The 20,717-nt window shown below is 52.7% G+C and carries 17 protein-coding genes; 13 read left to right on the top strand and 4 right to left on the bottom strand.

The genetic code is table 11. The annotated features are described in order from the left end of the window. The first annotated feature begins 349 nt into the window (after positions 1-349). The 3 genes from GZ59_RS06655 to GZ59_RS06645 all read left to right on the top strand — a co-directional run bounded on the left by GZ59_RS06655 (position 350) and on the right by GZ59_RS06645 (position 3,896). The gene (locus GZ59_RS06655; RefSeq protein WP_039290785.1) at positions 350-1,042 is read left to right on the top strand and encodes an ABC transporter ATP-binding protein; all 693 of its coding nucleotides are present in this window, start codon (positions 350-352) and stop codon (positions 1,040-1,042) included. Between the two features lie 17 nt (positions 1,043-1,059). Continuing rightward, the gene (locus tag GZ59_RS06650; protein ID WP_011092931.1) at positions 1,060-2,040 is read left to right on the top strand and encodes an ABC transporter substrate-binding protein; all 981 of its coding nucleotides are present in this window, start codon (positions 1,060-1,062) and stop codon (positions 2,038-2,040) included. A 200-nt stretch (positions 2,041-2,240) separates the two neighbouring features. After that, on the top strand, positions 2,241-3,896 hold the full coding sequence (locus tag GZ59_RS06645) for an ABC transporter permease (protein WP_011092930.1): 1,656 nt from the start codon (positions 2,241-2,243) through the stop codon (positions 3,894-3,896). Between the two features lie 143 nt (positions 3,897-4,039). On the opposite strand, the gene GZ59_RS06640 is transcribed toward GZ59_RS06645, so the two are convergent. Further along, positions 4,040-4,246 (bottom strand): YbfA family protein, encoded by a 207-nt coding sequence (locus tag GZ59_RS06640; RefSeq protein ID WP_011092929.1) that lies wholly within the window; start codon positions 4,244-4,246, stop codon positions 4,040-4,042. A 410-nt stretch (positions 4,247-4,656) separates the two neighbouring features. On the opposite strand from GZ59_RS06640, the gene kdpF reads away from it, so the two are divergent. The 7 genes from kdpF (at position 4,657) to GZ59_RS06605 (ending at position 13,231) form a co-directional block, all read left to right on the top strand. Next, positions 4,657-4,746 carry a K(+)-transporting ATPase subunit F gene (gene kdpF, locus GZ59_RS23245; RefSeq protein ID WP_039290783.1) on the top strand — a complete coding sequence of 30 codons (90 nt, stop codon included), beginning with the start codon at positions 4,657-4,659 and terminating at the stop codon, positions 4,744-4,746. After that, entirely contained in the window at positions 4,746-6,434 is a 1,689-nt protein-coding gene (kdpA, locus tag GZ59_RS06630) for a potassium-transporting ATPase subunit KdpA (protein WP_011092927.1), read from the top strand. The genes kdpF and kdpA overlap by 1 nt, the downstream gene beginning before the upstream one ends. Before the next feature lie 15 nt (positions 6,435-6,449). Further along, positions 6,450-8,594: a potassium-transporting ATPase subunit KdpB gene (gene kdpB, locus GZ59_RS06625; RefSeq protein ID WP_011092926.1), complete on the top strand. Its 2,145-nt coding sequence runs from the start codon at positions 6,450-6,452 to the stop codon at positions 8,592-8,594. Between the two features lie 19 nt (positions 8,595-8,613). Further along, on the top strand, positions 8,614-9,189 hold the full coding sequence (gene kdpC, locus GZ59_RS06620) for a potassium-transporting ATPase subunit KdpC (protein WP_039290778.1): 576 nt from the start codon (positions 8,614-8,616) through the stop codon (positions 9,187-9,189). Between the two features lie 101 nt (positions 9,190-9,290). Then, positions 9,291-12,023 (top strand): two-component system sensor histidine kinase KdpD, encoded by a 2,733-nt coding sequence (gene kdpD, locus GZ59_RS06615; RefSeq protein WP_011092924.1) that lies wholly within the window; start codon positions 9,291-9,293, stop codon positions 12,021-12,023. A gap of 5 nt (positions 12,024-12,028) precedes the next feature. Next, complete coding sequence (kdpE, locus tag GZ59_RS06610) at positions 12,029-12,709, top strand: two-component system response regulator KdpE (RefSeq protein ID WP_011092923.1); 681 nt, start codon at positions 12,029-12,031, stop codon at positions 12,707-12,709. Between the two features lie 93 nt (positions 12,710-12,802). Beyond that, positions 12,803-13,231, top strand: coding sequence for an EamA family transporter (locus GZ59_RS06605; RefSeq protein WP_011092922.1), 429 nt, complete (start codon positions 12,803-12,805; stop codon positions 13,229-13,231). Between the two features lie 62 nt (positions 13,232-13,293). On the opposite strand, the gene pgm is transcribed toward GZ59_RS06605, so the two are convergent. Both pgm and seqA read right to left on the bottom strand, forming a co-directional pair. Then, positions 13,294-14,937: a phosphoglucomutase (alpha-D-glucose-1,6-bisphosphate-dependent) gene (gene pgm / locus GZ59_RS06600; protein ID WP_011092921.1), complete on the bottom strand. Its 1,644-nt coding sequence runs from the start codon at positions 14,935-14,937 to the stop codon at positions 13,294-13,296. A gap of 176 nt (positions 14,938-15,113) precedes the next feature. Then, positions 15,114-15,650 carry a replication initiation negative regulator SeqA gene (gene seqA / locus GZ59_RS06595; protein ID WP_011092920.1) on the bottom strand — a complete coding sequence of 179 codons (537 nt, stop codon included), beginning with the start codon at positions 15,648-15,650 and terminating at the stop codon, positions 15,114-15,116. A gap of 273 nt (positions 15,651-15,923) precedes the next feature. Between seqA and ybfF the strand changes: the two genes are divergently transcribed. Both ybfF and ybfE read left to right on the top strand, forming a co-directional pair. Then, the gene (ybfF, locus tag GZ59_RS06590; RefSeq protein ID WP_011092919.1) at positions 15,924-16,691 is read left to right on the top strand and encodes an esterase; all 768 of its coding nucleotides are present in this window, start codon (positions 15,924-15,926) and stop codon (positions 16,689-16,691) included. A gap of 292 nt (positions 16,692-16,983) precedes the next feature. Beyond that, the gene (ybfE, locus tag GZ59_RS06585) at positions 16,984-17,265 is read left to right on the top strand and encodes a LexA regulated protein (RefSeq protein WP_010285457.1); all 282 of its coding nucleotides are present in this window, start codon (positions 16,984-16,986) and stop codon (positions 17,263-17,265) included. A 115-nt stretch (positions 17,266-17,380) separates the two neighbouring features. On the opposite strand, the gene GZ59_RS06580 is transcribed toward ybfE, so the two are convergent. Next, complete coding sequence (locus GZ59_RS06580; protein ID WP_039290775.1) at positions 17,381-19,048, bottom strand: methyl-accepting chemotaxis protein; 1,668 nt, start codon at positions 19,046-19,048, stop codon at positions 17,381-17,383. Between the two features lie 884 nt (positions 19,049-19,932). Here GZ59_RS06580 and fldA point away from each other — a divergent pair. Then, a complete protein-coding gene (fldA, locus tag GZ59_RS06575; RefSeq protein ID WP_011092916.1) occupies positions 19,933-20,460 on the top strand; it encodes a flavodoxin FldA in 528 nt (175 codons plus the stop codon). Positions 20,461-20,717: the final 257 nt, after the last annotated feature.

The raw sequence follows: 20,717 nt of genomic DNA, 5'->3' as shown, positions 1-20,717 counted from the left end.
CCAGCATAGCGGATTTCACCACGACTCTATGTAGTCACAGCGAAGAATAAAGTAATAAATCATAAGATTGATGGATTATGTCGATCAAATAGGGTCGTTTTCTCTGCGGCCAGAATTCATATCGGGAAGACACACCGCAATCCTCTTTTCATCTGTCATCAAATAGCCTTATTCCCCCACTACAATCCCCATTCCGATATAGAGTCCCAAAGAGGATACCCCATGTTTTTTCCCCTGCTTTACCGGCGGGACGCTTTGCTACGCCTTTTAAATTGGCAGCCAAAAAGCGCTCGTCTGCTCCACCGATATCACAATGGATATCGCCTCCCGTTATTGCGCGGAGGTGATAATGACCACGGCTGAACTCGCCACGCCCGCTGCGATTGCGATCGATAAATTATCCCACGCTTTCGCAGGAAAAACGGTTCTCGACTCGATCTGCCTCAATGTGTCGAGAGGCACCATTCTGGCCTTGCTGGGGCCTTCCGGCTGCGGCAAAAGTACGTTGCTAAAATTGCTGGCTGGGTTGTTACAACCAGATGCAGGCACCATTCATTTTGGCGATCGTCAGGTTGCCGGTCATCAGCTATCCCTACCGCCTGAACAACGCAATCTTGGCATGGTATTTCAGGACTACGCACTGTGGCCACATATGACCGTGGCACAAAACGTCGGGTTTCCGCTGCTGATGAGGAAGGTTCCGCGCGATATCTGCCGCCAACGAGTTGACGTCACGCTAGCGCGCGTAGGTCTGGCCGATTTTGCCGATCGTAAACCTGCCGATTTATCCGGCGGTCAGCAACAGCGAGTCGCGTTGGCACGCGCCATTATCGCAGAGCCGAACATCCTGCTATTTGATGAACCGTTATCCAATCTCGACCGGGATCTACGTGAATCGCTTTGTCAGGAGATGGCATCGCTCTTACGCCATCTTGGTACCACCGCCGTGTATGTCACCCACGACAGAGGCGAAGCCAACATACTGGCGCACCGTATTGTTCACATGTCGCAAGGCTACATTACTGATATCACCACACGTTAACTTTGGGGAAAAATGCAATGAAAAACACACGGTTTACCATGAATCAACGAGGCATCATTATGGGTATAGCTCTCTCATTAGCCGCGGTGACAGGCAGCGCACATGCCCTGACGCTGTACACCGCCGGACCGGGAGCATTGGCAAAGAAACTGGCAGCCGGTTATGAAAAACAGACAGGCGTGAAAGTCGATGTTTTTCAGGCAACAACCGGTAAAGTCATGGCCCGACTGGAAGCCGAGCAGGCCAATCCACGTGCAGATGTCCTGATTTCTGCCTCTTGGGATACCGCAACAGATTTGCAGCAACGAGGCTGGCTGTTGGAGTTTGATAGCCCGAATGCTGCCACCGTGCCTGCTCAGTTCAAAACCCCTTTCTACGTGGCACAGGGGATTTCCGCGCTGGGCATTGTGTGGAACAGCAAGAGCGGCACCCCAGAACCTAAAGACTGGAACGACCTCACCAAACCTGAATTTAAAGATAAAGTCACTACACCAGACCCTGCGCTGTCAGGCGCCTCGCTCGATCTGCTAATTGGTTTGCAAAATGCGGAAAAGGATAAAGCGTGGGAGATGTTCGATCGCTTAAAAGCCAACGGCATGATCATCGCAGGCCCGAACGCACAGGCATTAACGCCCGTGTTGCAAGGCGCGAAAACCGCCGTTTTCGGCGCAGTGGACTACGTTTCTTACGGCAGCATGGAATCAGGTGAATCAATTAAAGTCATTTTCCCTTCCAGCGGCACCGTCATTGCCCCTCGCCCGATGATGATCCTGAAAAGTAGCAAAAACCAGCAGCAGGCAAAAGACTTCATCAACTACATGTTGTCGCCTGAAGGCCAAAAAGCCGTCGCGGAAGCCTGGTTGATGCCAGCGCGTCAGGACATTGAAGCCAAGCGCCCTCTGTTTAAGAACCTGACATTGCTGCCGGAAGGCGATAGCGCCTCCGCTTCCCGTGCAGCCGTTCTCGATCGCTTTGCAGCCTTATTTGGTCAACGCTAAGCCTGTTCAGTCATGACATACCCTGGATAGTTCGAGCTGCAGGACAAAATGTTCGCGTTTTACACAACGCGATATTTTTGAGCAATACATACATGAATCCACGGAGGGATCGAGTAACCAAGTAAGTGCTCACACAGCTTGAAGTATGATGAGTATCGATAACGCCTTGCTGACGACAGTCAGCAAGGCTGGAGTATCAGATGAACAAGTTTGCTTTACTGCCATTGCTGACGGTAGCGGTGCTTTTTATTCTGGTTGGCATTCCCGTATTGTTCGTTGCACTACAGGCGATCTTCCCCAATTTGAGTGCGGGTTCTTTTTCAAATCCGTTCTCGGCCTTTGCAGACGTTTTCGCACAGGCACGCCTGTTTGCGTTGTTGAAAAATACGCTGCTGCTTGGGCTTGGTGTTGCCTTGTGCTGTGCGGTAATTGCTATTCCACTCGGTGCGTTGCGTGGGCTCTTTGCGCTACCGCTGGCAAGATTTTGGGATTTACTGTTTCTCATTCCATTCCTGATCCCGCCTTATATCGCCGGACTATCGTGGATGCTGGCACTACAGCCAAGAGGTTATGCGGAACAGATATTACCTATTCAACTCGGTGAGGTTCTGTTTTCATTGCCTGGCATGATTGGGGTAATGACGCTCAATATTTTCCCAGTGGTCTATTTCGCCGTTTCACGCAGTATGGCCGCAAGTGGAAACCGTCTTGCCGATGTCGCACGCGTTCACGGTGCCAGTAGCTGGCAGGCATTCTTGCGGGTCACGCTGCCATTGTCACTCCCCGCGACAGCGGCCAGCCTGCTACTCGCCTTCACGCTGGCAATCGAAGAGTACGGCATACCCGCAGCATTGGGATCGCGGGCTGGCATTCAGGTACTGACGACAAATATCGAGCAGCGTCTGGCTGACTGGCCGATCGATCTCTCTGGTTCAGCGGTGCTGTCCTTGCTGTTAGTTGCTATCGCGCTCTGTGCATTTACCCTACAGAGGGCGATCGTCGCTGGTAGCAATGTGGAAACGACCACAGGCAAACCCGCCGCCATTGTCACTAGTCCATTAGGTATATGGCGCTGGCCGGTATTACTGCTGTTTAGCGTTGTGGGCCTGCTGGCCGTAGGGATTCCGCTTGCTTCCATGCTGATTACGGCGTTTTCTGCCACCATATCCAGCGCTATTTCCTGGCAAAATTTAACCTGGCAGCACTTCACCATGTTGATTGATTACGAAAACGAAGCGCTACCCGCATTGACGACCAGTCTGGGGCTGGCTGTCGGCAGTGCGTTACTGACGGGAACGGTCGGCTTTCTCGCAGCCTGGTTTGTCGTCGCCAAACGTATTCGAGGGGCGGCAGTGCTGGATGGGCTATCGATGTTACCCGCCGCACTGCCGGGGATTGTTGTCGGAGTGGGATTGATTCTTGCCTGGAACCAACGTTTCTGGCCGATAACGCCCTATAACACCTGGGTGATTTTGCTACTGTCATACAGTTGCCTACTTTTACCCTACCCCGTCCGCTATAGCAGTGCGGCATTGGCGCAAATCGGCAGTAATTTGGAATCTGCGGCACGCGTTCACGGTGCTAGCGCAATCGCGGCATTACGGTTGATTGTTTTCCCGCTGGTATTTCCCAGCCTGCTGGCAGCAATGATGTTGGTCTTTGCCGTCGCGTCACGCGAGCTGGTGACATCACTCTTGCTATCACCTGCTGGCGTGCAGACGGTATCCATTTTTGTCTGGCGTCAGTTCGAGCAAGGTTCAGTCGGAGATGGTATGGCGATGGCAAGCGTTGCGGTGTTTATCAGTCTATCGGTGATGTTGTTGGCGTTACGATTTCATTCGCTAAAAACAAAATAAGCGCCAGATCCGTAACGGAAATGGCGCTTAATGATTGCCGTTGAATATGATCTTGTTCAAACAGGTGGCGTCAGTATGCAATGTGCTGACGTCACTATTACGCGCCCAGAGCAGTCAACGACAACGTCAATAGCGCGGTATTCTTAATAGAAATCGCAGGCGGCGGCTTCGGACTGCGCCATCCATACCGGTTTATCGCTGGTTTTCAGCCAGACGCGGTGTAAATAGCTGTAGAAACGCGCCCGATCGCGGCGGAACAGCATCACCGGTAACGCCAGCACGCCGATAGCAATCACGGCGGCGCGACGCAGGAGAATACGGTGCAAGGGATAAGTAGTATAAAGCGACATAACGATCCTCCTCTGGGATAAGCACTCTTTTTCAGAAGCGCTCTTAATAACGATAAAATAAGAACTGTGATATTGGTTAAAATTTTACCGCTTTTCCTGAAAGTTTACTACTCATCGGACCAGAAAAAGATGAAATAATCGCCAACTTTTTTCGCCATCACGTCATTAAGTTACAATAAGGTTAAAAATAAAATTACCATTAGTTAATTTATGGTTTTTAGATTGGATCAATTTACGCCAGCCTTCTCGCCACATCCGATTTTGTGAACACCGTAACCTCATCACCACCTCCAGCGTCTACTTTTCACCCCATTTTTATACTTTTTTTACGCCCACAGACGGGAAATTTGCACCTTCTTTTCCTACGTTTTCCTACCCTGATGCTGTCTATTTTGTTCTGGAGGTGTGTTGTGACGCTTAGCATCGTCTTAGGCGGCCTACTCGTGCTGCTGTTACTGGCCTATCTGGTTTATGCCTTATTGAAGGCGGAGGAATTCTGATGGCCGCTGACGCTTTTTTACTGATCTTTGGTCTGCTGCTTACGGTGCTGATCGTCGCCCAGCCGTTAGGTAGCGGACTGGCTCGTCTGATTGAGGGCGAAACAGGGACGCTCCTGCAAAAATTCGAAACGAAGACGGCGCGCTTCTTCGCTCTGGATACAACGGAGATGCGCTGGCAGCAGTATGCTGCGGCTATTCTGGCGCTTAACCTGATCGGCATTGTCGTCCTGTTTGTACTGCTAATGGCTCAGGGCAATCTGCCGCTTAACCCAGAAAATATGCCGGGGCTATCGTGGCATTTAGCGTTAAACACGGCAGTCAGCTTTGTCACCAACACCAACTGGCAGGCTTACAGCGGTGAAAACACGCTGAGCTACCTGAGCCAGATGGTCGGACTAACGGTACAAAACTTCCTTTCCGCCGCCAGCGGTATTGCAGTGGCCTTCGCGTTAATCCGCGCATTTTCCCGTCGCTGTGTCGATACGCTGGGCAACGCATGGCTCGATCTGTTGCGTATCACGCTGTACGTGTTACTGCCGCTGTCCCTGCTGTTGGCGCTGTTCTTCGTCAGTCAGGGTGTGTTGCAAAACCTGCTGCCTTACCAGCACCTGACCACGCTGGACGGCGCAGCCCAAACGCTGCCAATGGGCCCTGTTGCCTCACAGGAAGCGATTAAATTGCTGGGCACCAACGGTGGCGGCTTCTTTGGCGCAAATTCGGCGCATCCGTTTGAAAACCCGACGGCACTCAGCAACATCGTACAAATGCTGGCGATCCTGCTGATTCCTACGGCGCTGTGCTTCGCTTTTGGTAAAGCCGTCAGCGACAAGCGTCAGGGTCATGCGCTGCTGTGGGCGATGGCACTGATCTTTATCGTCGCAGCTGCCGTAGTGATGAAAATGGAGGTCACCGGTAACCCACATCTGCTGGCATTAGGGGCGGACAGCGCGGCAAATCTGGAAGGCAAAGAGACACGTTTTGGCGTTCTGACTTCCAGCCTGTATGCCGTTGTCACCACGGCGACGTCGACAGGTGCAGTGAACGCCATGCACGACTCCTTCACGGCACTCGGCGGTATGGTTCCCCTGTGGCTGATGCAGATTGGTGAAGTGGTGTTCGGCGGCGTCGGCTCTGGGTTGTACGGCATGCTGTTGTTCGTACTTCTGACCGTCTTTATCGCTGGCCTGATGATTGGTCGTTCACCGGAATATCTGGGCAAAAAGATCGAAGTCTATGAGATGAAGATGACGGCACTGGCGATTCTGATTCCCCCCGCACTGGTGTTGCTCGGCACCGCGCTGGCGCTGAGTACAGAAGCCGGACGCGGCGGCATTCTGAACCCCGGCGCACACGGCTTTAGCGAAGTGCTCTATGCCGTATCTTCCGCCGCGAACAACAACGGCAGTGCGTTTGCTGGCCTGAGCGTCAATACGCCGTTCTATAACGTCTTGCTCGCTGTCGCCATGCTGCTGGGTCGCTTTGCCGTTATGGTGCCCGTGCTGGCGATCGCCGGTTCGCTGGTCGTGAAAAAGCGCCAGCCGGAAAGCAAAGGCTCGCTGTCTACCCGCAGTCCGCTGTTTATCGGCATGCTCATCGCCATCGTTCTGCTGATTGGTGCGCTGACATTTATCCCTGCACTGGCGTTAGGGCCAGTTGCTGAACATTTACAGTTCGGCCTGACTCACTAAGGCTGGAGACTCTTTATGACTCGTCACACGATGGATCATCAGGCCACACAGGAACCGACCTCATCTCAACAGGGTGAGGCCTCCCGCCACGTTGGCAAACATAAACAGCAAACGCTGTTTGACAGAACGTTAATCCGCTCAGCGCTGAAAGATGCGCTGAAGAAACTCGACCCGCGCGTGCAGTGGCGCAACCCAGTCATGTTTGTGGTGTACCTCGGCAGTATGCTGACCACTCTCGTTTGGCTGGCTATTCTGGTTGGTAAAACAGAAGGCAACGCCATGTTTACTGGGCTGGTATCACTCTGGTTATGGTTTACCGTGCTGTTTGCCAACATGGCCGAAGCGCTGGCAGAAGGTCGCAGCAAAGCGCAGGCAAATGCGTTGAAAGGCGTAAAGAAAACCAGTTGGGCGAACAAACTCTCGGCACCGAATCACGATGCCAGTTCGGAATCGGTTCCGGCCGACAGCCTGCGTAAAGGCGATATCGTACTGGTGAGCGCGGGTGAAACCATCCCGTGCGACGGCGAAGTGCTGGAAGGCGGCGCATCTGTCGATGAAAGCGCCATTACCGGGGAATCCGCACCTGTAATCCGTGAGTCCGGTGGTGATTTCGCTTCCGTCACTGGCGGCACACGCGTGCTGTCCGACTGGCTGGTGATTCAGTGCAGCGTCAACCCCGGCGAAACCTTCCTCGATCGAATGATCGCCATGGTTGAAGGGGCGCAGCGTCGTAAAACGCCAAACGAAATCGCACTAACCATCCTGTTGATCGAGTTAACGCTCATCTTCCTATTAGTGACGGCCACGCTCTACCCGTTTTCATGGTTTGGTGTACAGGCGAATAACAGCGGCGATGTCGTCGGCGTGACGGTACTTGTCGCCCTGCTTGTCTGTCTGATTCCGACCACTATCGGTGGCCTGCTATCGGCAATCGGCGTGGCGGGGATGAGTCGGATGTTGGGAGCTAATGTCATTGCCACCAGCGGTCGCGCGGTCGAAGCGGCAGGCGATATCGATGTTCTGCTGCTGGATAAAACTGGCACCATTACGTTGGGTAACCGTCAGGCTTCGGCTTTCCTGCCTGCGCCGGGCGTCACCGAGCAGGCGCTGGCTGACGCCGCGCGTCTCGCGTCTTTAGCCGATGAAACGCCCGAAGGCCGCAGTATCGTGGTGCTGGCAAAGCAGCGCTTTAACCTAGCGGAACAGGACTTACGTTCGCTGGACGCGACCTTTGTTCCCTTTACCGCCCAGACGCGTATGAGCGGTGTCAATTTCGGCCAACGTACCATTCGTAAAGGCGCTGTTGATGCCCTGCGTCGCTACATTGAAGCGAACAATGGCGATTTTCCGCATCAGGTCGAGGAAGCGGTATCCAACGTTGCACGCAGCGGAGGAACGCCGCTGGTCGTTGCAGAAGGCAAACGCGTGCTTGGCGTAGTGGAACTGAAAGATATCGTGAAAAGCGGTATCAAAGCACGCTTCGCCGAACTGCGCAGCATGGGGATCAAAACCGTGATGATCACCGGCGACAACCCGCTCACGGCAGCAGCCATTGCCGCAGAAGCGGGCGTCGATGATTTTCTGGCAGAAGCCACACCGGAAACCAAGCTGGCGTTGATTCGCCAGTATCAGGCCGAAGGTCGGCTGGTGGCAATGACTGGCGACGGCACCAATGATGCTCCCGCACTGGCGCAGGCCGACGTGGCGGTTGCCATGAACTCCGGTACGCAAGCAGCGAAAGAAGCGGGCAACATGGTCGATCTGGATTCCAACCCGACCAAGCTGATTGAAGTGGTGCATATCGGCAAACAGATGCTGATGACGCGCGGCTCGCTGACGACGTTCAGTATCGCCAACGACGTGGCGAAATACTTCGCCATTATCCCAGCCGCCTTTGCTGCCACCTATCCGCAGCTCAATGCGCTAAACGTGATGCAGTTGCACTCCCCCACGTCGGCCATGCTGTCGGCGGTGATCTTCAATGCGTTGATTATCGTGTTTCTGATCCCGCTGGCGCTTAAAGGGATTAGCTATCGACCCATGAGTGCGGCGGCACAGCTAAGCCGCAATCTGTGGATTTATGGTCTTGGCGGGCTGCTGGTGCCGTTCCTCGGTATCAAGCTCATTGATATGTTACTGACCGGGCTGAATCTGGCTTAAGGACTGACGGGTATACGCTATGCGCTATTTACGTTCTTCTTTGTTTTTATTCTTGTTATTACTGCTGGTTACCGGTCTGGCGTACCCGCTGCTGACCACGGTGTTAGCACAGTGGCTATTCCCGACACAGGCAAACGGCTCGCTGATTTATCGTGACAACGCCGTCGTCGGTTCATCCCTGATCGGGCAGTCGTTCAGTCGGACAGGCTATTTCCAGGGGCGCCCCTCCGCGACGTCAGATGCTCCCTATAACGCGCTGGCGTCCGGCGGTAGCAATCTGGCTGCCAGCAATCCGGCGCTGGATAAACAGATCGGTGAACGCGCCGCTTATTGGCATCAGGCCGTCAGCAATCAGCAGCCGATTCCTGCTGAGCTATTGACGGCATCCGGCAGCGGGCTGGATCCGCAGATTTCCCCAGAGGCGGCACGCTATCAGGCACTTTACGTCGCGCAGGCCAGAGGAATGTCGCTCCAGCAGATACAACAATTGATCGACCGCTTTACCGAGACCAGCAAGCCCACCTTCATTGGGCAGCCGACGGTCAATATCCTGCTGTTGAATCTGGCGCTGGATAAGGAAAAACCGCTGCCTTAATCGACAGTGCGTTACTATTAATCATTATACGGGGAGCCTGACTCCCGCCGTCTTTGCTACGGCCTGACATCTGTTCAGGCCGCTCCAATAAGGGATAGCTCATGATTGACGGTGAAGACCGCCGCCCAGATCCCGATAGCCTGCTGGCACAGGTGGGTACGCCACCGCGTGGGAAGCTGAAAATCTTTTTTGGCGCCTGTGCAGGCGTAGGGAAAACCTATGCCATGTTGCAGGAAGCTCAACGGCTGCGGGCGCAGGGATTAGATATTATTGTCGGCGTGGTCGAAACCCACGGACGGAGCGAAACTGCTGCGCTGTTGGATGGGTTACCGCAACTGCCGCTCAAGCATCTTCGCCATCACGGTCGCCACACTGTCGAATTCGATCTGGATGCCGCGCTGGCACGCTGTCCGGCACTGATTCTGATCGACGAACTGGCGCACAGCAACGTCAACGGCTCACGTCACCCCAAGCGCTGGCAGGATGTGCAGGAACTGCTCGATGCCGGTATCGACGTCTTTACCACGGTGAACGTCCAGCATCTGGAAAGCCTGAATGACGTAGTCGGTGGCGTCACAGGGATCAGAGTACGAGAAACGGTGCCGGATCCGATCTTCGATCAGGCTAGCGAAGTCATTTTAGTGGATCTGCCGCCAGACGACCTGCGGCAGCGTTTGAATGAAGGCAAAGTGTATTTGCCGCTTCAGGCCGAACGCGCCGTCGAGAACTTTTTCCGTAAAGGCAATTTGATCGCCCTGCGCGAGCTGGCGCTACGGCGCATGGCAGATCGGGTTGACGATCAAATGCGCGCTATGCGTGCCGGACAAGGCCGCGAGCAAGTCTGGCATACGCGCGACGCCATTCTGTTATGTATCGGCCACGGCACGGGTAATGAAAAACTGGTGCGTACCGCAGCACGACTCGCAGCACGCTTAGGCAGTGCCTGGCACGCAGTTTACGTCGAAACACCACGCCTGCACCGCTTACCCGAACCGCAGCGACGTGCCATTTTGCGTGCATTAAAGCTGGCGCAGGACCTCGGGGCCGAAACCGTTACGCTATCCGAGCCCGACGAAGAGCTTGCCGTCCTGCGCTATGCCCGTGAACATAATCTCGGCAAAATCGTCATTGGACGCCATGTGGAGCAGCGCTTCGGCTGGTGGTGGCGCACTCGCTTTGCCGAACGGCTCGGCAGATTAGGGCCCGATCTCGATCTGGTTGTCGTCGCCGTACAGGATGACGCGCCTGCCGCACCGATAAAAACGCCCGATGCGCGTGGGCTGGTAGAAAAATGGCGTATGCAACTGTTTGGCTGTGGGTTGGCAACGCTGCTGTGCGCCTTTATCACCCTGCTAGCCTCATGGTCGCCATTTGCCATGCTGGAACCGGTCAATCTGGTGATGATTTATCTGCTGGCCGTGGTGATCGTCGCGCTCTTCTTTGGTCGTTGGCCATCGGTGTTCGCTGCCGTCATCAACGTCGCCAGTTTCGATCTCTTTTTCATTCTACCGAGCGGTACGTTTGCCGTGTCGGATGCGCAATATCTGGTGACCTTTGCCGTGATGCTCGGCGTCGGCCTGCTGGTCGGTAACCTGACGGCGGGCGTACGCTATCAGGCCAGAGTCGCCCGTTATCGCGAGCAGCGCGTCCGTCATCTGTATGAGATGTCCAAGGCACTGAATCGCAGCCTGTCCAGCGCCGATATCGTCGAAGCCAGCCAGCATTTTCTCAGTACAACGTTTCAGGCCAAGATCGCGGTTCTGTTGGCCGATAGCCTGCATCACACCTCGCCCGACTTGCCGCAGCCCGCACGGGATAATCAGCAGCTGATTGTCGATAACGCTATCGCTCGCTGGAGCTTCGATCATCGTGCGCCTGCCGGTGCGGGGACATCCACCCTGCCCGGTGTGTCGTATCAGATTCTGCCGCTCGCCACCACGCAGCAAATCTTCGGCGTACTGGCGATCGAGCCCAGTAACGCGCGGCAGTTGATGATTCCCGAGCAGCAGCGCCTGCTGGAAACCTTTACCGTGCTGATCGCTAATGCGCTGGAGCGTCTGCATCTGGTGCAAAGTACAGAAAATGCCCGGCTGGATGCCGAGCGTGAGCAGTTGCGTAACTCGCTGCTTGCCGCACTCTCGCACGATCTGCGTACGCCGCTGACAGTACTCTTTGGTCAGGCCGAGATTCTTACGTTGAATCTGGCGAGCGAAGGATCGCCTTATGCCCAGCAGGCCAATCAGATCCGCCAGCACATTTTGAACACTACGCGGCTGGTGAATAATCTGCTCGATATGGCACGTATTCAGTCTGATGGTTTTAACCTGCGCAAAGAGTGGCAAACATCCGAGGAGCTAATCGGCAGTGCCCTACAACAGTTGGAAAGCGCGCTGGCGAAAAACACCATTCAGGTTAATCTACCTGATGAGATGGTTCTGGTTTATTGTGATGCTGGGCTGGTAGAACGCGTGTTCATTAACCTGTTGGAGAATGCGCTGAAGTACGCCGGAGAGCAGGCCACGATCGTCATTACGGCTCACGTTGTCCCGCAGACTGATACGCAGGAAAACGCACTGGAAATCATCGTGATGGATAATGGTCCGGGAATTGAGCACGGCCAAGAAAGTATTATTTTTGATAAATTCTCCCGCGGTCACAAAGAGTCATCGATTCCCGGCGTGGGATTGGGGCTGGCGATCTGCCGGGCAATTGTGGAAATTCACGGTGGCCGTATCTGGGCAACTCACGTCGAAAGCGGCGGTGCAGCCTTTCATTTCACCCTACCGCTGTCGGCACCACCGGATCTCGAACCGGAAGATATTGAGGAGCACTAAATCCATTGCAGGCCACTATTCTGATCGTCGAAGATGAAAAAGAGATCCGTCGTTTTGTACGTCAGGCGCTGGAAGGCGAAGGCTGTCGCGTGTTTGACGCAGAAACGATGCAGCGCGGCCTGTTAGAAGCGGCCACGCGCAAACCCGATCTGATTATTCTCGATTTAGGCCTGCCGGACGGCAGTGGCATCGACTACATTCGCGATTTACGCCAGTGGAGCAGCCTGCCCGTGATTGTGCTTTCTGCCCGTACCGACGAGCAGGATAAAATAGGTGCTCTGGACGCGGGGGCCGATGATTACCTGACCAAACCGTTCGGCATCGGTGAACTGCTAGCACGATTGCGCGTGGCACTGCGGCGCCACAGCAATACCCAGCAGGAAACGCCGCTGGTGAGTTTCGGTACGATCACCGTTGATTTACTTAACCGGCAAGTAAATCGCGATGGTCAGGAATTGCACCTGACGCCCATCGAATTTCGTCTGCTGGCAACCTTACTCGCTAACCCCGGCAAGGTGCTGACGCAGCGCCAACTCCTGACGCAAGTCTGGGGGCCTAACGCCGTCGAGCACAGCCACTATCTGCGTATTTACATGGGGCATCTGCGCCAGAAGCTGGAAAGCGACCCCGCCAGACCGCGCCATCTATTGACTGAAACCGCTATCGGTTATCGATTTATGCCGTAAAATCACCTTTCTGTATTAGGCGACGTCCGTGGAGAATTTCTCCCGCAGTACGCGCCCGTCTTTTCTTCAGGAATACATCAGGAATACATCGTCATGAGTAGTTGGTTGATTTACGCCTTGCTGTCTGCTGTATGCGCCGCGATGGTCGCGATATTTGGCAAGATTGGTTTGCAAAATTTGGACGCCAATACGGCGACCGCGATTCGTGCCGTCATCATGGCACTTTTTCTGGTGGGAGTGGTGGTCGCGCAAGGTAAACTGGTGCTGGTCGGTGAGATTATTGCCAATAAGAAGGCGCTGTTGTTCATTGTGCTCAGCGGCATCGCGGGTGCATTGTCGTGGCTGTTTTACTTTGTCGCGTTGAAGACCGGTAACGTCGCACAGGTCGCGCCGATCGATAAACTCAGCGTGGTATTTGCCGTTGTGCTGGCGGTCATACTGCTGGGAGAAAAAATTTCACTGGTGGCGGGAGCCGGCGTTGCGCTAATTTCGGTGGGAGCGCTACTTGTCGCGTTAGGATAACGATGTTCTACGTTTTCTGGCTATACAAGATTAAAAAGGCGCTGCAAGCAGCGCCTTTTTACTTATTTGGCGCTTGCCAGCACCGCACTAACAATCTCTACCGCTTCTTTCTCGATGCGCTCGCGGTGTTCGACCCCGAGGAAACTCTCACAGTAGATCTTGTAGGCTTCTTCCGTACCGGAAGGACGCGCAGCAAACCAGCCGTTCTCCGTCATCACTTTCAGGCCACCGATCGATGCCCCATTGCCCGGCGCAGCAGTCAGGCGAGCAGTAATCGGATCGCCCGCCAGCGTACTGGCCGACACTTGCTCAGGCGACAGTTTAGACAGCGCGGCTTTTTGTGCATGTGTCGCAGAGGCCTGAATACGGTTGTAGCTCGGTGCCCCAAAGCGTTGTGCCAGCTCATCATAATGCTGCTGCGGGTTTTTACCCGTCACAGCCGTAATTTCTGCCGCTAGCAGACACATGATGATCCCGTCTTTGTCCGTCGACCACGGCGTGCCGTCAAAGCGCAGGAAAGAAGCCCCCGCGCTCTCTTCACCACCGAAGCCAAAGCTGCCGTCATACAGACCGTCAACGAACCATTTGAAGCCAACGGGTACTTCCACCAGCTTGCGGCCCAAATCTGCCACCACACGGTCGATCATCGCACTGGATACCAGCGTTTTGCCGACAGCAACAGATTGTCCCCACTGTGGACGGTGCTGGAACAGATAGTTGATCGCCACCGCCAAATAGTGGTTCGGATTCATCAGCCCTGCCGGAGTGACGATACCGTGGCGGTCATAGTCAGGATCGTTGGCAAACGCCAGATCGAATTTATCACGCAGCGCCAGCAGCCCAGCCATAGCGAACTCTGACGAACAATCCATACGGATCACGCCGTCATGATCCAGCGACATAAAGCGGAATGTCTGATCGACGGCATCGTTAACCAGCGTCAGATCCAGCTTGTAATGCTCTGCGATGCGCTGCCAGTAGGCAATACCAGAACCGCCCAGCGGGTCGACGCCCAGTTTCAGACCGGCGCGTTGAATCGCCGCCATGTCTACCACGCTAGTCAAACCTTCTACATAGGCCTGAACCAGATCCTGCTCGTGGACATGTCCGCTTTGCAACGCCTGATCCAGCGTAATGCGTTTTACGTCACGCAGTTCATCTGCCAACAGCGCATTCGCCCGCGTCTCAATCACGCTGGTGAGGTTGGTGTCCGCAGGGCCGCCGTTCGGCGGATTATATTTGATGCCGCCATCTTCCGGCGGGTTATGGGACGGCGTAATCACAATGCCGTCCGCCAGCGCACCGCCCTGACGATTGTGAACCAGAATCGCGTTAGACACCGCAGGCGTTGGAGTAAAACCATTATCCAACTGAACGATGACATCCACGCCATTGGCAGCCAACACTTCTAGCACGGAAATAAAAGCAGGCTCGGAGAGCGCGTGAGTATCTTTACCTACATAGCACGGGCCACTGATGCCCTGCTTTTTGCGCTCTTCTGCAATCGCCTGCGCAATCGCCAGAATGTGCGGTTCATTAAAGCTATGACGCCCCGCGCTACCGCGATGGCCAGACGTACCGAATTTCACCGCGTGCGCTGTGTTGCCGATTTCCGGGCGCAGCACATAATATTGTGACGTTAACTGTGCCACATTAATCAAATCGCTCTGCCGGGCAGGCTGTCCGGCCCTTGGGTGATTAGCCATTGGCGCTTCTCCCTAACGCTGTAGTTAGATAAGTGGTTGATATATAGGTCATACTTCAAGCTGCTTGTGCGTTGACTTCCCTAACTCACCCCAGTCACTTACTTATGTAAGCTCCTGGGGACTCGCGCGGTTGCCGCCTTCACGCAACTCGAATTATTTAGGCTATAGATAAATAATTAGATAGTGCCGCACACTTTTTCTGTCAGTTCCGCGGGGAACTGCATAGCCAGCATGATGTGCTCAACCATGCTGCGTTTACGACCCGTATTCGTGTTGGTAATCACCCAGTATGGCGTGCCCGGAATATGTTTAGGCTTTGTGTGAGTGCCATGCTGAAGCAAGGTTTGTTGGTCGCCCGCGAAATAGACCCGGGTGCGGCCATGAAGAGACTCCGTCGCGACAGCAAATTCCTGCGGCGATAGGGTATACAGCGTGCACAGAACCAGCATAAAGCGATTAATGGCCTTATTCTGTTCAGCATATTCATCTGACAGCAGCAGTTCACGAAGGGTTCGAACCCGATCGCGCGGACTCGGTGCAGCAGCAGGCTGAGACGTCGCCGTTGCCGTCGCCTCTACCGCTGGCGTTGTGACAGTCTGCCCAGCAGTAAATTTCAGCATACGCCGTAAAATATCCGATGCGCTCTCACCAATATGCTGTGTGTGGCTGGCAATATAACGATAAAGCTCTTCGTCGACTTCAATAGTTTTCATCTTTATCCAGTGCTGTTTTTACCCATTATCGTGCAAATTGCAGAGACGCTTCCCTTCTGCAACCCGACACCGATGGGTAGATGACTCAAATCAAAAGGATTATACAGGCGTTCAAACATTATCGAACAGCGGCATAGTGGGACAATACCAAAAGTCAGACTATGCCCCAATGCCTTTCACATTCCTTCGAGTAGCTATGCTGTTCCTTCAGTGACAACGTCGATTCTAAAGTCATGATACCCTAAGCCCATGTCTCTCTGAATGAACTTCACCATGAAATTGAATCATCGCTGGCAAAATGCGCACCAGCCCACAGATAAACTCCCTGTTGTCCTGATTCATGGCCTGTTTGGCACATTAGATAACCTTGGCGTATTGGGTCGGGATTTGCAAAACACGCATGACATTCTGCAAATCGATTTACGCAATCACGGTTTGTCGCCGCGTTCACCACAGATGAACTACCCTGCGATGGCGCAGGACGTGCTGGAGCTACTGGATGAACTGAACATCGAACGCGCTAGTGTTATTGGCCATTCGATGGGCGGAAAAGTCGCCATGGCGCTCAGTGCACTTATTCCCGAACGGCTGGACAAACTAGTCGCGATTGATATCGCACCAGTGGATTATCAGGTGCGCCGCCACGACACCATTTTCGCTGCGCTACGCGCCGTAACGGAAGCCGGTCTGACATCACGTACCGAAGCGACAGCACTCATGCGCCAACATATAAAGGAAGAAGGGGTGATTCAGTTTTTACTGAAATCCTTCCAGCAGGGAGAGTGGCGTTTTAACGTGCCCGTTTTGTGGGATGAATACGAGAATATCGTTGGTTGGCAAGATGTTCCAGCCTGGCAAGGACCAATACTGTTCATTCGTGGCGGCGATTCCCCCTATCTGGACGATCGCTACCGCGATTCACTGCTGCGCCAGTTTCCAGCGGCGCGTGCGCATGTGGTCAGCGGCGCCGGCCACTGGGTTCACTCAGAAAAACCCGATGCGGTTTTGCGTGCGATCCACCGTTTTCTGGACGCGAATTAACCAGACGATACTCACACTGGCGGATTCATGGTAGTGGCGGCAGTTAACCGTTGTCGCCGCCTGTGCGGCTAGGGTATGATGGCGCTCGCAGTAGAGGGACGGCTGATTCAGCCACAAGCATTGTAACCACTTCATCAAAATGCACGTATAACTTCCCGGCATGTTCCACATATTAGGTAAACCGCAACCTGACAATCCTGTTACAGGATGAGAATAGACATCGGTTTTATTTGTAGAGCAAGACGGATAGCACCGTGTATTTTGGTCCGAATACCTTGCAGTATCATTACTTATGGCAAAAGAACAAACGGATCGCACCACACTGGATCTGTTCGCAGATGAGCGTCGTCCGGGCCGCCCCAAGACCAATCCGCTCACTCGTGACGAACAACTAAGAATTAACAAGCGTAATCAACTACGTCGCGATAAAGTTCGTGGCTTGCGCCGTGTTGAATTAAAGATTAACAGCGATGCCGTTGATATCCTGAACAGCCTTGCTGAAGAGCGGAACATTAGCCGCAGTGAATTGATTGAAGAGATGCTGTTGGCGCAGTTGGCAGAACAGCAGTCCTGATTGACGTAACGCGCTATTCACACAATGCAGTATTCACATCTTGTGCGGCGCCATTTCTGACGCCGCCTGGATGTTCATCCAAGACTAAAAATACCATCACGGATTAAAACAACAGTTAGAATTTTTCCCAGTTATCGCTACTGGTCGGTAGCGCTTTACCTGCACGCGGGGCAATCGCCTGTGCTTTTCGCACCGGTTTTGCTGCCACTTGCAGCGCTGATTGCGTATCGGACAGTTGGAACAGCGACACAGTCTGGTTCAACAACGCCGCCTGTTCTTCCAGCGACAAGGCCGCAGAAGAAGCCTGTTCAACCAACGCGGCGTTTTGCTGCGTTACGCTGTCCATTTCCGCCACGGCCTGACCAACCTGCGCAATACCTTTGCTCTGCTCTTCCGAGGCAGACGCGATTTCCCCCATGATATCTGTCACGTTGGTAACCGCACGGACGATATCCTGCATGGTATCACCAGCATCGCTAACCAGATTGGAGCCGGTATCCACACAGCGAACCGATTCAGAAATCAGCCCTTCAATCTCTTTCGCTGCCTGCGCACTGCGCTGCGCCAGACTGCGAACTTCTCCTGCAACTACGGCAAACCCACGCCCCTGTTCACCCGCACGCGCCGCTTCTACCGCTGCGTTAAGTGCCAGAATGTTGGTCTGGAAAGCAATGCCGTTAATAACGGTTGTGATTTCTGCGATTTTTCTTGAACTACCGGATATTTCCGCCATGGTTTTCACCACGTTTTCAACAATTTCACCGCCCTTCTTCGCCGTTGTCGAGGCTTGTAATGCCAGTTGGCTGGCGTGGTTGGCGTTTTCGGCGTTCTGTTTCACCGTCGCCGTCAGTTGCTCCATGCTGGCTGCGGTTTCTTCCAGCGCGGAAGCCTGCTCTTCGGTACGAGATGACAGATCGTTGTTACCCGCAGCAATCTCAGAAGCACCCTGATAGATAGAATCCGTGCTATTTCTGATTGTGCTAACGGTAGTAGCCAAACTCCCCTGCATTTCACGAAGCAGTGGGAACAGACGACCGACACAGTTATTACCAAAGTCCAGAATTGGCTTGCCCAGGTGACCAGAAGCAATCACGCTAAAGTGATAGCGCAGGTCATTCAACGGGCGAACCAGGCACACAACCAGATAACGGTCGGTCAGGAACAGCATGATAAGGCCGATAAACAACCCACTCAGCAAAATGTTCTGCCCAACTGTGGTGATTTGTTCAAAACGCACACCCGCCGCATCGAATTTCTCTGCGCTGGCGTTACTGAACGCGGATAGAGATGCGCCAAACTGGCGACTCAATGGCGGCACAACGTCCTTGGCCTGATTTTGGTAGTCATCCAACGTGTTGGCGGCGGCCTTTTGGTAAAGCGGCTCAACACCTTGAACAATCAGATTACTCCAGTCACGGCTGACAGCCTGTACCAATGCATCGTCCAGACTCGCATGATCGATAGCATTAAACGCCACCAGATCAGACTTCAGTTTATCCAGTGCAACTAATGCCGATGCCTGCTCTTTATCTGCGGTTGCGTTATCACCACTACGACGAGCATCAACAGCGCGCGCCAGACGAGTCACCATACGGAAGTATTGATCGTTGCCCTGGTTGATAAAATTCATGTTCTGAACCAGCAAGGTGCTGGTCTTCGAAGTCGCCGTCATCTCTTTAAAAGAGAACATGGTATATATCGATACGCCGCCCCAAAGAACACAAAAAACGCCCAGCACCCATAACATAGCGGTTCTGATGGCAATATTTTTTATAAGTCTCATAGCTCACTCCAAATCAGGAAAATGGTTAAAAAGATTTTTATCGCTAATCAACCGATATGAATCAGAAAATTCACACCATGAAACAGGTCACTTCTCCTTAGCGTTCAAATTTCACCGAGTTGAAAACTCAAAAACCACGCTAACTCATCGGCTAAATGCAGAGAATATTTAGCGTTCTCGCTATATTTATTAATATAATTTTTCACACTGAGAATAAACTCACCTATTTTTATAGATATAAGGATTTTAATCAGAGGGTTGCAAGTAAAAGCCTCATCCACTCCACCCTGTGCGGGCTAGTATGGATATGCCATGATACAGTAAGGTGATGAGAGATGATTTTAACGTTATTCTTTAACATCAAAAAATAAAACCATCCCCCACATCATTGCATCGTTTCAGCTGCAAATGGTTATAATTCTCACTCATCTTCATTAGGAATATTCCCGAAAAATGTTACAGGTCTTCAATTCGATAAAAACATTATCTTTATATACATTTTAATTCTCCTGAATAGTAAGGTACCGTTGCGTGACTTTTATTTTCACAAAGAGAAGTCTGCTTTTAATTACAACCGGGACAAGTCATGAAAATAAAAAGCAGATTCATAAAAAATGAAACATTGTTATAAATAAATAACCGCGATAACACTAAGGAAATAGGCGTTTAACCTCAGACAATAACATAAACCCTATTAATTATGGGGATTTTAGCGTCAGCAGAGATGCTTTCGTTTCCCTTCTTTACCTCCTCCTTTCACCCGCCCTTGATTTACGCATCCTTACCGATACGAGTTTCTCCAGATGTGAGTGTCTGTTATTATTAACAGATAAGTGGGTGAAATATTACACCATACCATTAGGAATCAAGAGGTTATTCAATTCATGGCACTCATCGGAATATTCTTTGGCAGCGATACAGGCAACACTGAAAACATTGCCAAAACGATCCAACAGCAGTTAGGCACCGGCGTTGCGGATGTTCATGACATCGCTAAAAGCAGCAAAGAAGACCTCGAAGGTTTCGATATTCTGCTGTTGGGTATTCCAACCTGGTATTACGGTGAAGCTCAATGTGATTGGGATGACTTTTTCCCGTCACTGGAAGAAGTTGATTTCACAGGAAAATTGGTTGCTCTGTTTGGTTGCGGCGATCAGGAAGACTATGCGGAATACTTCTGTGATGCCATGGGCACCATTCGTGACATTATTGAGCCTCGCGGCGCGACGATTGTCGGCCACTGGCCAACTGAAGGCTATTACTTTGAAGCCTCTAAAGGGCTCGCCGACGACAATCACTTCATTGGTTTAGCTATCGATGAAGACCGTCAGCCTGAACTCACCAACGAACGTGTAACGACGTGGGTGAAGCAGATCAGCGATGAACTGAATCTGAAAGAGCTGGTTGGCTAAGCCATTTTGGCTCTGATATCCCCTATCAGAGCCAAAACAGCATTGATAGGTAAAACCTTTCATAATAATTGATACATTTTTTTAACTTCTATCAGTAAACCTGTACAATAATCCCATCGGTTTTATACGTGCATCACCATTTCCTCATTCATCAACAATAGATTGCGTTGTATATCAGTAGTGTGAGTGGGGACAATATTGTTAACATTCCCTTGTTTTCATTTTGTATGCGCAGTTCTATAATTGAGATGTGATTA

Origin of the sequence: Pectobacterium atrosepticum, from assembly GCF_000740965.1 — a bacterium.
GTDB lineage: Bacteria > Pseudomonadota > Gammaproteobacteria > Enterobacterales > Enterobacteriaceae > Pectobacterium > Pectobacterium atrosepticum.
This window is presented reverse-complemented; position numbering and strand designations above follow the sequence as displayed.

Excerpts from the sequence above, each read along its gene's own strand:
- GZ59_RS06655 (WP_039290785.1), top strand. The coding sequence starts at position 350 with ATGACCACGGCTGAACTCGCCACGCCCGCTGCGATTGCGATCGATAAA.
- GZ59_RS06650 (WP_011092931.1), top strand. The coding sequence starts at position 1,060 with ATGAAAAACACACGGTTTACCATGAATCAACGAGGCATCATTATGGGT.
- GZ59_RS06645 (WP_011092930.1), top strand. The coding sequence starts at position 2,241 with ATGAACAAGTTTGCTTTACTGCCATTGCTGACGGTAGCGGTGCTTTTT.
- GZ59_RS06640 (WP_011092929.1), bottom strand. The coding sequence starts at position 4,246 with ATGTCGCTTTATACTACTTATCCCTTGCACCGTATTCTCCTGCGTCGC.
- kdpA (WP_011092927.1), top strand. The coding sequence starts at position 4,746 with ATGGCCGCTGACGCTTTTTTACTGATCTTTGGTCTGCTGCTTACGGTG.
- kdpB (WP_011092926.1), top strand. The coding sequence starts at position 6,450 with ATGACTCGTCACACGATGGATCATCAGGCCACACAGGAACCGACCTCA.
- kdpC (WP_039290778.1), top strand. The coding sequence starts at position 8,614 with ATGCGCTATTTACGTTCTTCTTTGTTTTTATTCTTGTTATTACTGCTG.
- kdpD (WP_011092924.1), top strand. The coding sequence starts at position 9,291 with ATGATTGACGGTGAAGACCGCCGCCCAGATCCCGATAGCCTGCTGGCA.
- GZ59_RS06605 (WP_011092922.1), top strand. The coding sequence starts at position 12,803 with ATGAGTAGTTGGTTGATTTACGCCTTGCTGTCTGCTGTATGCGCCGCG.
- pgm (WP_011092921.1), bottom strand. The coding sequence starts at position 14,937 with ATGGCTAATCACCCAAGGGCCGGACAGCCTGCCCGGCAGAGCGATTTG.
- seqA (WP_011092920.1), bottom strand. The coding sequence starts at position 15,650 with ATGAAAACTATTGAAGTCGACGAAGAGCTTTATCGTTATATTGCCAGC.
- ybfF (WP_011092919.1), top strand. The coding sequence starts at position 15,924 with ATGAAATTGAATCATCGCTGGCAAAATGCGCACCAGCCCACAGATAAA.
- ybfE (WP_010285457.1), top strand. The coding sequence starts at position 16,984 with ATGGCAAAAGAACAAACGGATCGCACCACACTGGATCTGTTCGCAGAT.
- GZ59_RS06580 (WP_039290775.1), bottom strand. The coding sequence starts at position 19,048 with ATGAGACTTATAAAAAATATTGCCATCAGAACCGCTATGTTATGGGTG.
- fldA (WP_011092916.1), top strand. The coding sequence starts at position 19,933 with ATGGCACTCATCGGAATATTCTTTGGCAGCGATACAGGCAACACTGAA.